This is a genomic window from Photobacterium marinum, assembly GCF_000331515.1.
Classification (GTDB): domain Bacteria; phylum Pseudomonadota; class Gammaproteobacteria; order Enterobacterales; family Vibrionaceae; genus Photobacterium; species Photobacterium marinum.
In genome coordinates this window covers 72217-84127 of the sequence record NZ_AMZO01000011.1, presented here as the reverse complement: position 1 = coordinate 84127, position 11911 = coordinate 72217, and the positions used below count along the sequence as shown (strand labels likewise).

General features: G+C 47.5%; 10 protein-coding genes and 2 tRNA genes. 11 read left to right on the top strand and 1 reads right to left on the bottom strand.

The annotated features are described in order from the left end of the window. Window positions 1–199 precede the first annotated feature (199 nt). A complete protein-coding gene (gene greA, locus C942_RS08905) occupies window positions 200–673 on the top strand; it encodes a transcription elongation factor GreA (protein WP_007464840.1) in 474 nt (157 codons plus the stop codon). A 106-nt stretch (window positions 674–779) separates the two neighbouring features. Here greA and yhbY read toward each other — a convergent pair whose 3' ends face one another. Next, the gene (gene yhbY, locus C942_RS08900) at window positions 780–1076 is read right to left on the bottom strand and encodes a ribosome assembly RNA-binding protein YhbY (protein ID WP_007464838.1); all 297 of its coding nucleotides are present in this window, start codon (window positions 1074–1076) and stop codon (window positions 780–782) included. 140 nt (window positions 1077–1216) lie between these two features. On the opposite strand from yhbY, the gene rlmE reads away from it, so the two are divergent. The 10 genes from rlmE (at window position 1217) to infB (ending at window position 11892) form a co-directional block, all read left to right on the top strand. Beyond that, a complete protein-coding gene (gene rlmE / locus C942_RS08895) occupies window positions 1217–1846 on the top strand; it encodes a 23S rRNA (uridine(2552)-2'-O)-methyltransferase RlmE (RefSeq protein WP_007464837.1) in 630 nt (209 codons plus the stop codon). A 40-nt stretch (window positions 1847–1886) separates the two neighbouring features. After that, a complete protein-coding gene (gene ftsH, locus C942_RS08890; protein WP_086004394.1) occupies window positions 1887–3860 on the top strand; it encodes an ATP-dependent zinc metalloprotease FtsH in 1974 nt (657 codons plus the stop codon). Window positions 3861–3981: 121 nt separating this feature from the next. Beyond that, window positions 3982–4827: a dihydropteroate synthase gene (gene folP, locus C942_RS08885; RefSeq protein ID WP_007464833.1), complete on the top strand. Its 846-nt coding sequence runs from the start codon at window positions 3982–3984 to the stop codon at window positions 4825–4827. 9 nt (window positions 4828–4836) lie between these two features. Next, window positions 4837–6174: a phosphoglucosamine mutase gene (glmM, locus tag C942_RS08880; protein WP_007464830.1), complete on the top strand. Its 1338-nt coding sequence runs from the start codon at window positions 4837–4839 to the stop codon at window positions 6172–6174. A 202-nt stretch (window positions 6175–6376) separates the two neighbouring features. Continuing rightward, window positions 6377–6709: a preprotein translocase subunit SecG gene (secG, locus tag C942_RS08875; RefSeq protein ID WP_007464828.1), complete on the top strand. Its 333-nt coding sequence runs from the start codon at window positions 6377–6379 to the stop codon at window positions 6707–6709. 12 nt (window positions 6710–6721) lie between these two features. Further along, window positions 6722–6806, top strand: a tRNA-Leu gene (locus tag C942_RS08870). Window positions 6807–6864: 58 nt separating this feature from the next. Beyond that, a tRNA-Met gene (locus tag C942_RS08865) sits at window positions 6865–6941 on the top strand. A 181-nt stretch (window positions 6942–7122) separates the two neighbouring features. Beyond that, window positions 7123–7578, top strand: a complete 456-nt coding sequence (gene rimP / locus C942_RS08860; RefSeq protein WP_036799368.1) for a ribosome maturation factor RimP — start codon at window positions 7123–7125, stop codon at window positions 7576–7578. Window positions 7579–7600: 22 nt separating this feature from the next. Continuing rightward, a complete protein-coding gene (gene nusA / locus C942_RS08855) occupies window positions 7601–9088 on the top strand; it encodes a transcription termination factor NusA (protein WP_007464824.1) in 1488 nt (495 codons plus the stop codon). Between the two features lie 29 nt (window positions 9089–9117). Then, entirely contained in the window at window positions 9118–11892 is a 2775-nt protein-coding gene (infB, locus tag C942_RS08850) for a translation initiation factor IF-2 (RefSeq protein ID WP_007464822.1), read from the top strand. The last annotated feature ends 19 nt before the right edge of the window (window positions 11893–11911 follow it).

Sequence of the window (11911 nt, the reverse complement as noted above, 5' to 3'; positions counted from 1 at the left end):
TAGGCAAGGTTTAGCCTTTTGTTTATGCAACAACTGCGACCTGATTGTCGATGTGATCCGGGATGATCTCTGGCGCAAGTTTGTTTAGAATGAGCTTGTTCCCTATTAACGATGTTGGTTCAGCACTGATGCTGGGCTAGCTTTTTTTTGCCCGAAAAAGTGACAAGCGCTTAAGGGTGGTATTGAGGTAAATATATTTATGGATAAGATTCCAATGACTGTCCGCGGCGAAAAAAAGCTGCGTGAAGAACTGGAAACTCTGATTAAGCGTCGTCCACTAATCTCTCAAGCGATCGGTGAAGCGCGTGAACTGGGCGATTTGAAAGAGAATGCGGAATATCATGCTGCTCGTGAAGAACAGGGTATCTGTGAAGCTCAGATCCGTGATATCGAATACAAACTGTCTGTCGCTCAGGTTATTGACGTTACTAAGATGGAAAACAGCGGCAAGGTTATCTTCGGTGTAACTGTAACTTTGATCGATGTCGACACTGACGAAGAAGTGACTTACCAAATCGTGGGTGACGATGAGGCAGATATTAAAGCCGGCCGTATCTCTGTTAACTCTCCGATTGCTCGTGGCCTGATTGGTAAGATGCAAGATGACGAGGTGACAATCACTACACCTGGCGGTCAGAAAGAATTTGAGATTGCCGAAGTTGCTTACATCTAAGTTGTAGTTGTTGGCATGAATTGTTAGTGAATGTTTCCGTCAGCTGCAGTGACAGGCATTTCATGCCATGATCGAAATGTAAAAAAGGCCGCAACGGCGGCCTTTTTTATTTTCGAGGAAGCTCGATTTTGCGCTCTTCGCTTGGGCGATAAAGAACCAGCGTTTTACCGATAACCTGTACTTTTTCAGCTTTAGTTTCGCGAACAATAGCATCCACGATCAAAACCTTTGTCTCACGCTCTTCTGCTGCAACCTTAACCTTGATAAGCTCGTGGTGGTCAAGAGCAAGTTCAATCTCAGCCAGAACTGCTTCAGTCAGGCCGTTTGCACCCATAAGGACAACAGGTTTCAGGTTGTGAGCAAGGCCTTTTAGGTATTGCTTCTGTTTGGTGCTCAGGTTCATGATGACTCTATTTTTTTATTACTAGGGTTGAAAACAGGGTATTCTAACGCCATCTAGTCTAGAAGACTAATTTGTTTAGTATACGCCACGGTATGTTGGTCAAGTATACTTTATAAGTACGCTAACTCATTAGGTAAATCATGAGTAAAAAAAAGCACTCGGCGAGTTCAGGCCGTTGGCTGAAAGAACACTTTGATGATAAGTATGTTCAGGAAGCTCAAAAAAAAGGCTATCGCTCCCGCGCGATTTTTAAAATTGAAGAAATTCAGAATAAAGACAAGCTATTAAAACCAGGCATGACAGTGGTTGACCTTGGTGCTGCACCAGGTGGTTGGTCACAGTATGCAGCAGAAATTGTCGGCGATGAAGGTCAGGTTATCGCCTGTGATATTCTGCCAATGGATTCCCTGCCAGGTGTCAGCTTCCTACAGGGCGACTTCCGTGAAGAAGCTGTATTGGATGCATTGCTTGAACGTATTCAGCCGGATATGGTTGATGTAGTACTTTCAGACATGGCTCCGAACATGAGCGGAAATTTGGCTTCAGATCAGCCTAGAGCTATGTATCTTGTTGAACTAGCATTAGATATGTGTAGGCAAGTGCTTGCGCCAAACGGCAGCTTTGCGGTAAAAGTGTTCCAGGGAGAAGGCTTTGACCAGTATTTGGCTGAAGTGCGTAGCATGTTTAAAGTGGTCAAAATTCGCAAACCGGATTCGTCGCGAGATCGCTCTCGTGAGGTATATATCGTAGCTACAGGTTACAAACTGTAGTACCCTAAATTCATCTTTAAGTTATCGCGAGGTTAACACCTTGAGTGACATGGCAAAAAACTTGATTCTGTGGTTGGTTATCGCCGTGGTTCTTATGTCTGTTTTTCAGAGTTTTGGACCGGGTGACAGTGCTGGCCGTCAAGTCGACTATACAACCTTTGTCCGTGAAATCGGTCAGGATCAGATAAGGGAAGTGCGATTCAATGATCGTGAAATCACCGTTTATAAACGTGATAACGCGCGATACGTGACTTATCTGCCTGTCGTTAACGACCAGAAGCTGTTGGACGACTTAATTAATGCGAACGTGAAGGTGATGGGTACACCGCCTGAAGAGCCTAGCTTGCTGGCTTCCATCTTCATTTCCTGGTTCCCGATGCTGCTTCTTATCGGTGTCTGGATATTCTTTATGCGCCAGATGCAGGGCGGTGGTGGCAAAGGTGCCATGTCGTTCGGTAAGTCTAAGGCTCGCATGATGAGCGAAGACCAGATCAAGACGACTTTCGCAGACGTTGCCGGTTGTGACGAAGCGAAAGAAGACGTTAAAGAGCTGGTGGATTATCTGCGTGATCCGAGCCGCTTCCAGAAGCTGGGCGGTAAGATTCCGACCGGTGTACTGATGGTTGGTCCTCCGGGTACAGGTAAAACTTTGCTTGCTAAGGCGATTGCCGGTGAAGCAAAGGTACCGTTCTTCACTATCTCTGGTTCAGACTTCGTAGAAATGTTCGTTGGTGTGGGTGCTTCCCGTGTCCGTGACATGTTCGAACAGGCGAAGAAAGCCGCGCCTTGTATTATTTTCATCGATGAAATCGATGCGGTAGGTCGCCAGCGTGGTGCCGGTGTTGGTGGTGGTCACGATGAACGTGAGCAAACACTGAACCAGATGCTGGTTGAAATGGACGGTTTTGAAGGTAACGAAGGTATCATTGTTATCGCTGCAACTAACCGCCCTGACGTTCTGGACCCTGCCTTGCTGCGTCCTGGTCGTTTTGACCGTCAGGTTGTTGTTGGTCTGCCTGATGTCCGCGGTCGTGAGCAGATCCTTAAAGTTCACATGCGTAAAGTGCCGCTGGACAATGATGTGAAACCATCACTGATTGCTCGTGGTACACCTGGTTTCTCCGGTGCTGACCTGGCTAACCTGGTTAACGAAGCGGCCCTGTTTGCTGCACGCGGTAACAAGCGTACGGTATCTATGGTTGAGTTCGAGCTGGCGAAAGACAAGATTATGATGGGTGCTGAGCGTAAGTCCATGGTGATGACTGACGATCAGAAAGAGTCGACTGCTTACCATGAAGCAGGTCACGCAATCATTGGTCGTCTGGTGCCGGATCATGACCCTGTTTACAAGGTATCGATCATTCCACGTGGTCGTGCGCTGGGTGTGACTATGTACCTGCCTGAGCAGGATCGTGTAAGCCACTCTCGCGAATACCTTGAGTCGATGATCTCAAGCCTTTATGGTGGTCGTTTGGCTGAAGAGTTGATTTACGGTGTTGAGAAGGTATCAACCGGTGCGTCTAATGACATTGAGCGTGCAACAGACATTGCTCGTAAAATGGTGACGCAGTGGGGCTTTTCCGACAAACTAGGTCCGCTTTTGTACGCTGAAGAAGAAGGCGAAGTGTTCTTGGGTCGTTCAGTTACTCAGACCAAGCATATGTCTGATGACACTGCGCGTGCGATTGATATGGAAGTTCGTGCCATTATCGACCGTAACTACGAGCGTGCTCGTGAAATTCTTATCGAGAACATGGACATCATGCATGCAATGAAAGATGCACTGATGAAGTATGAAACTATCGATGCGTCTCAGATTGATGATCTGATGGAACGTAAGTCGGTAATTCGTGCGCCGAAAGGCTGGACTGACGAGAATGACACGCTGGTTGCTTCTGAAGCTGAGGCTACAAAGGAAAAGGATGACAAGGCTGCTGACGAAAGTTCAGTAACTGATAATGTCGACAATACTCCTGAAGCCGACAACAAAGAAGACAACAAACCACAAGTATAATTTGTGAGTGAAATACTAAAACCCCGAGTTGTCTCGGGGTTTTTTTTGTTTCACCTCTGTGTGATTAGAGGCAGTTTGCTTTGGCACGACATTGCGGCAACTGTCTGTTAGGGAGAACTTGATGATCCTGACAAGTAAAGATAAGACGCTGGATCTGTCTTATGCCCATACCATGGGAATTTTAAATGTTACGCCAGACTCATTTTCAGATGGCGGTAGATTCAACCAGCTGGACAAGGCGTTGTACCATATCGAGGAAATGCTGGCTGCCGGAACCAGTATTATTGATATTGGCGGAGAGTCGACTCGTCCCGGAGCGGCGGATGTTGTGCTTGATGATGAGCTGGCACGAGTGGTGCCGGTTATCGAAGCTATTCGCAGCCGTTTTGATTGCTGGATATCTGTCGATACAAGTAAAGCCAAAGTAATGACTGAAGCGGTTAACGCCGGTGCTGATTTGATCAATGATGTGCGGGCTTTGTTGGAGCCGGGAGCACTTGCTGCGGCGGCAGATGCAAATGTACCTGTTTGCTTAATGCATATGCAGGGACAACCGCGTACAATGCAAACGCAGCCGGAATATAACGATTTAATTACTGATGTTAGTGATTTTCTTGCTGAACGAGTGGCTGTTTGTGAGGCGGCGGGAATACGTCGTGAACAGCTGTTGTTGGATCCCGGATTTGGCTTTGGCAAAACGCTGGAGCATAATTACCAGCTGCTTGCGCAGTTAGACAGATTTCATCAGTTTGGTTTACCGCTGCTGGTCGGTATGTCGCGTAAATCAATGATTTTTAAATTATTAGATAAAAAGCCTGCTGAATGTCTGGCTGGTAGCTTGGCTTGCGCGACGATTGCAGCCATGAAAGGTGCCCAGATCATTCGGGTCCACGATGCACAGGAAACCGTTGATGTATTAAAAGTGTGTCGTATGACTTTAGAGCAGGAAAATAAGATAAATAGCTAGGAGCTGATAATGGCAGAACGTAAGTTCTTTGGTACGGATGGTGTACGTGGTTTAGTCGGTGAAGGGCCAATTACCCCTGAGTTTGTATTGAAACTGGGTTGGGCTGCCGGCCGTGTTCTTTCCAAGCAGGGCACAAGAAAAGTGATCATCGGTAAAGATACCCGTATTTCAGGTTATATGCTGGAATCAGCACTGGAAGCTGGCCTGGCTGCAGCTGGTCTGCAAGCGGCATTTACTGGTCCGATGCCGACTCCGGCAGTCGCTTATTTAACTCGTACATTCCGCGCCGAAGCCGGTATTGTTATTTCGGCTTCTCATAACCCTTACTACGATAACGGCATCAAGTTCTTCTCGTCAGAGGGGACTAAATTACCTGATGAAGTCGAGTTGGCCATTGAAGCTGAGCTGGAAAAACCACTGACCTGTGTTGAGTCCGCCATGTTGGGTAAGGCGTACCGCATCAGTGATGCGGCCGGTCGTTACATCGAATTCTGTAAAGGTACTTTCCCGACAGAGCTTAGCCTTGCCGATTACAAGATTGTTGTGGACTGTGCTCACGGCGCGACTTATCACATTGCACCGAATGTTTTTAAAGAGCTGGGTGCTGAAGTGATCACTCTTGGTTGTGAGCCGAACGGTACTAACATCAATGATAAAGTCGGTGCGACTGACGTTGCTGCGCTTCAGGCTAAAGTGCTGGAAGAGAAAGCAGACTTTGGTATTGCCCTTGATGGTGACGGCGACCGTGTGATCATGGTTGATGAAGAAGGTAATAAGGTTGATGGTGACCAGATTGCTTACATCATTGCCCGTGATGCTCTACGTCGTGGCGAGCTGAAAGGCGGTGTGGTTGGTACTCTGATGACTAACCTGGGCATGGAAGTTGCCTTGAAGAACCTGGGTATTCCATTTGTTCGTGCCAAAGTGGGTGACCGCTACGTGATGGAAGAGCTGGTGAAACACAACTGGCTGATTGGTGCTGAAAACTCAGGCCACGTGATCCTGCTTGATAAAGTAACGACAGGTGACGGTATTGTTGCTGGCCTGCAAGTGATGGCATCAATTGTTGGCAGCAAGATGACACTGAAAGAGCTGACTGATGGTATGACTATGTATCCTCAGGTTCTGGAAAATGTTCGCTTCTCCGGTGATGCTAACCCACTTGAATCTGAGGCGGTTCTGGCAGCACAGGCAGAGGTTGAAGCTAAACTTGGAGATAGCGGTCGCGTGCTGCTTCGCAAGTCTGGCACAGAGCCTTTGATTCGTGTCATGGTTGAAGGTAAAGATGCTGATTTAGTTAAAGAATCTGCGCTTTCGATTGCTAAGGCCGTTAAAGAAAACTGCTAATCTCCTTTTATAGGAAATAGTGATTTATGTGTCGGGTTTTGCTTAAAACTTGGTCAAGTGATTCATGGCAATAGTCTTTTTGTCAGATTTTACTTGTCACAGAGTGAGGGTTTCGCTAGTATTCTCTCGCTCCTGGAATTAGGGAGTGCGCTGGCACTGCTTAAGCAAAGCCGGCACAACAATTTAACCATAGGTGGAAACTATGTACGAAATTCTACTTGTGATTTATCTGTTGGCTGCGCTTGGTGTAATTGGCCTAGTTTTGGTTCAACAAGGTAAAGGCGCAGATATGGGAGCTTCATTTGGGGCTGGCGCATCAGGAACTCTGTTCGGCGCAAGCGGCTCTGGAAACTTTCTGACCCGAATGACTGCAATCTTTGCAACTGTTTTCTTCGTTATCAGTCTGATTCTTGGTAACCTTTCTGCTAAGCATGGTGAAGAGACCAGCGGCTGGGAAGACCTGACAGCCCCTGCAGTAGAAAAAGTTGTTGAAGAAGCTGAGAGTGTTCCTGCAAACAGTGACATTCCTCAGTAATAAAAGAATTTAGCCGAGATGGTGAAATTGGTAGACACGCTAGCATGAGGTGCTAGTGCCGCAAGGTGTAGGGGTTCAAGTCCCCTTCTCGGCACCATTATTCAGTTACTTGAAAGAGTAACAACTGGACGATATAATCATCGCCAGATTACGGACGCGGGGTGGAGCAGCTTGGTAGCTCGTCGGGCTCATAACCCGAAGGTCGTCGGTTCAAATCCGGCCCCCGCAACCAAGTTTTGAAAAAACGGCTATCCTATTAGTGAAGTGCGTTTTTTCTATCATAGCTAATAGCTGTGATAATCAGGGTCCAGTAATAAAAAACCCCGTAATTCGGGGTTTTTTATTATCTGAAAAATGACCATTCAGGTATTTACTGGGCTTTAGTGCCCTTTTTTTGTTTCCAGGGGGTTGTTTTGACAGCTTTAGAGATGCAATTAACCGAACTGCTTGAAGCACCGGTAACGGCTTTGGGCTATGAACTAGTCGGTTTGGAATTTATCCGTGCAGGTGAACACTCAACATTGCGTATTTTCATTGATCATGAAAATGGCATTACTGTTGATGATTGTGCCGATGTTAGCCGCCAGGTTAGTGCGGTAATGGATGTAGAAGATCCGATTACAGTGGCTTACAACCTGGAGGTGTCATCCCCTGGTCTTGAAAGGCCACTATTTAAAGCAGAACATTATCAGCAATTTATTGGCCACGAGGTCAGCCTGGTATTGAAAATGGCGATGGATAATCGTCGTAAGTGGAAAGGTGACATCGTTGCCGTTGACGGTGAGCTAGTCACTCTGAAAGTTGATGGCAATGAAGAAACATTTGCACTAAGCAATATTTCCAAGGCCAACCTGGTTCCAAAATTCTAACCGCTAAGTTGGGGCATTAGAAATGAACAAAGAAATCTTGGCTGTCGTTGAAGCGGTATCCAATGAAAAAGCTGTTCCTCGTGAGCGTATCTTCGAAGCACTTGAGATCGCACTGGCAACAGCGACAAAGAAAAAGTACGAAGCAGAAATCGACGTACGTGTAGCAATCGACCGTAAGACTGGTCATTTTGATACATTCCGTCGCTGGAAAGCTGTAGAAGAAGTGACTCAGCCTACGTTGGAAATCACTCTAGAAGCAGCTCAGTACGATGATGAAAGCATCAAGCTGGATGACTTCGTTGAAGAAGAAATCGAATCAGTAACGTTTGACCGTATCACGACTCAAACTGCTAAGCAGGTAATCGTACAGAAAGTACGTGAAGCTGAGCGTGCACAGATCGTGGAACAATTTATTGACAACGAAGGTGAACTAATTACCGGTGTTGTTAAAAAAGTTAACCGTGATGCTGTTATCATTGACCTTGGCAATAACGCGGAAGCTGTTATCCAGCGTGATGACCAGCTACCTCGTGAAAACTTCCGCCCGGGTGACCGTGTTCGCGGTCTGCTGTACTCAGTTCGTCCAGAAGCACGTGGCTTCCAGTTGTTTATGACTCGCTCTAAGCCGGAAATGCTATCTGAGCTGTTCCGTATCGAAGTACCGGAAATTGGCGAAGAAATGATTGAACTGATGGGCGCGGCTCGTGATCCAGGTTCTCGTGCGAAGATTGCTGTTAAGACTAACGACAAGCGTATCGACCCTGTTGGTGCGTGTGTTGGTATGCGCGGTGCGCGTGTACAGGCTGTTTCTGGCGAGCTTGGCGGTGAGCGTATCGATATCGTACTGTGGGATGAAAACCCAGCTCAGTTCGTTATTAACGCAATGGCTCCGGCTGAAGTTAGCTCTATCATCGTTGATGAAGACAATCACACAATGGATATTGCCGTTGAGAAGGATAACCTTGCTCAGGCAATTGGTCGCAGCGGTCAGAACGTACGTCTGGCTTCTCAGCTAACTGGCTGGGAACTGAACGTAATGACGGTTGAAGATCTGCAGAAGAAACACCAGGAAGAAGCGCAAGAGTCAATCGAAGCGTTTACTAAGCACCTGGATATCGATGAAGACTTCGCAACTGTATTGGTTGAAGAAGGTTTCACGACACTAGAAGAAATCGCTTATGTTCCAGTGAACGAGCTTATGGACGTTGAAGGTCTTAACGAAGAGACTGTAGACGAACTACGTAACCGTGCTAAGGAAGCGCTAACAACGCTTGCTCTTGCCCAGGAAGAATCTTTAGATGGTGCAGAGCCAGCTGAAGATCTATTAGGCCTTGAAGGCCTGGAACGCGAAATGGCGTTCAAACTTGCGGCAAAAGGTGTAAGTACGCTTGAAGATTTGGCTGATCAGGCTACTGACGACCTAATCGACATCGAAGGCATGGACGAAGCAAAAGCGGGTGAGCTAATTATGGCCGCGCGTAATATCTGCTGGTTCGGTGACGAAGCGTAATCACAAATGTCAAGCAAGGGAGGAGCAGCATGTCAGAGGTTACAGTTAAAGCATTAGCTGAGGAAATCGGTACGCCGATTGATCGTCTGCTTACACAGTTTGCCGATGCTGGTATCAGCAAGAATGCTGGAGATAGCGTAAGTCAACAGGAAAAACAGACGCTGTTAGCTCACCTGAAGAAAGAACATGGTGGCGAAAGCGCCGGCGGGGCTCCGACACGCCTTACTCTTCAACGTAAAACTCGCAGCACACTGAGTGTTGCAGGTGCAGGTGGCAAGAGTAAAAGTGTTCAGGTCGAGGTGCGCAAGAAGCGCACCTACGTAAAACGTTCTGCTCTTGAAGAAGAGCAGCGCGCAGCTGAAGAAGCGAAGCGCCAGGCAGAAGAAGCTGCCAAGCGTGAAGCAGAAGAAGCCGCCAAGCGTGAAGCTGAAGAAGCCGCTAAACGTGCAGCTGAAGAAGCTGCTAAGCGTGAAGCGGAAGAGAAGGCGAAGCGTGAGGCTGAAGAAGCAGCCAAACGTGCCGCTGAAGAGAAGTGTTTAGCTGAAGAACAGGCTAAGCGTGATGCAGAACATAAGGTCGAACGTGATGCTGAGGATAAGCAGAATCGTGAAGCCGAGGAAAAACGTTTAGCTGAAGAGGCTAAGCGAGCCGCCGCTGATAAACAGGCTAAAGAAGAAGCTGAGGCACTACAACGTCGCCGGGAAGAGGAAGCCAAGCGTAAAGCCGAAGAAGAAAGTCAGCGCCAGCTAGAAGAGGCACGCAAAATGGCAGAAATGAATCAGAAGAACTGGTCAAAGGCTGATCAGAATACGAGTAATATGGAAAAAGCAGACTACCATACTACAACGTCTAGCTACGCTCGCGCAGCTGAAGACGAACAGGATCGTAAAGAAGAAGGCGGTCACCGTCGTAAGAAGAAGAAAGCTGGCGCTAAGTCAGATGACCGTAATGCAGGTCGCGGTGGTCGCAACCAGCGTGGTCGCGGCAAGCAGCGTATGCACAAGCCGACTTCAATGCAGCACGGCTTTGACAAGACGGCAACAGTTGCTAAGCAAGATGTTGTAATCGGCGAAACTATCGTTGTATCTGAGCTTGCTAACAAGATGTCAGTTAAATCTGCTGAAGTTATCAAAGTGATGATGAAGATGGGCGCAATGGCGACCATTAACCAGGTAATCGACCAGGAAACTGCACAGCTTGTTGCAGAAGAAATGGGCCACAAAGTAATTCTGCGTAAAGAAAACGAGCTGGAAGAAGCTGTACTTTCTGACCGTGATGAAAACCTTGTTGCTGTTCCTCGTGCTCCTGTTGTTACCATCATGGGTCACGTTGACCACGGTAAGACTTCGACACTTGACTACATCCGTAAAGCACACGTGGCTTCAGGCGAAGCGGGCGGTATTACTCAGCACATCGGTGCGTACCACGTGCAGACTGACAATGGCATGATTACCTTCCTGGATACTCCGGGACACGCCGCATTTACTGCAATGCGTGCTCGTGGTGCTCAGGCTACGGATATCGTTGTTCTTGTTGTTGCTGCGGATGATGGCGTAATGCCACAGACTGTGGAAGCTATCCAGCACGCGAAAGCGGCAGGTGTTCCACTGATCGTTGCAGTGAACAAGATCGATAAAGAAGACGCTAACCCAGATAACGTGAAGAACGAGCTGGCACAGTACGATGTTATTCCTGAAGAGTGGGGCGGTGAGAACATGTTCGTTCACATCTCTGCTAAGCAAGGTACAAACATCGACGGTCTTCTTGAAGCTATCCTGCTTCAGTCTGAAGTACTTGAACTTACAGCCGTTTCTGAAGGTATGGCTCGCGGTGTAGTTGTAGAGTCTCGCCTGGATAAAGGTCGTGGTCCTGTTGCAACAGTTCTGGTTCAGGAAGGTACGCTGCACAAAGGCGATATCGTTCTTTGTGGCCTGGAGCACGGTCGTGTTCGTGCAATGCGTGATGAACTGGGTCAGGAAATTGAAAGTGCCGGTCCGTCAATTCCGGTTGAGATCCTGGGTCTTTCTGGTGTTCCTTCTTCTGGTGATGAAGCAACAGTTGTACGAGATGAGCGTAAGGCTCGTGAAGTTGCACTTTACCGTCAGGGTAAATTCCGTGATATTAAACTTGCTCGCCAGCAGAAAGCGAAACTGGAGAACATGTTCTCCAACATGACTGCCGGTGAAGTTGCTGAATTGAACGTAGTACTGAAAGCTGACGTACAGGGTTCTGTTGAAGCAATTGCTGACTCACTGCGTAAGCTGTCAACTGACGAAGTTAAAGTTAACATCGTTGGTTCTGGTGTTGGTGGTATCACTGAAACTGATGCGGTTCTTGCAGCAGCATCTAACGCTATCATTCTTGGCTTCAACGTACGTGCTGACGCTTCTGCACGTAAGACAATTGAAAACGAGAACCTGGATCTGCGTTACTACTCAATCATCTACCAGCTGATTGATGAAGTGAAAGCGGCAATGGGCGGCATGCTTGCTCCTGAGTTCAAGCAAGAAATCATGGGTCTTGCTGAAGTACGTGATGTCTTCAAGTCACCTAAGATTGGTGCTATTGCCGGTTGTATGGTTACTGAAGGTACCATCAAGCGTAACAACCCAATCCGCGTTCTGCGTGATAACGTTGTTATCTACGAAGGTGAGCTTGAGTCTCTGCGTCGCTTCAAAGATGACGTTCAGGAAGTTAAGAACGGCTACGAATGTGGTATCGGCGTTAAGAACTATAATGATGTTCGCGTTGGTGACCAGATCGAAGTTTACGAAATCGTTGAAGTTAAGCGTACTCTTGACTAATCCTCAGAGTAATCAGCTG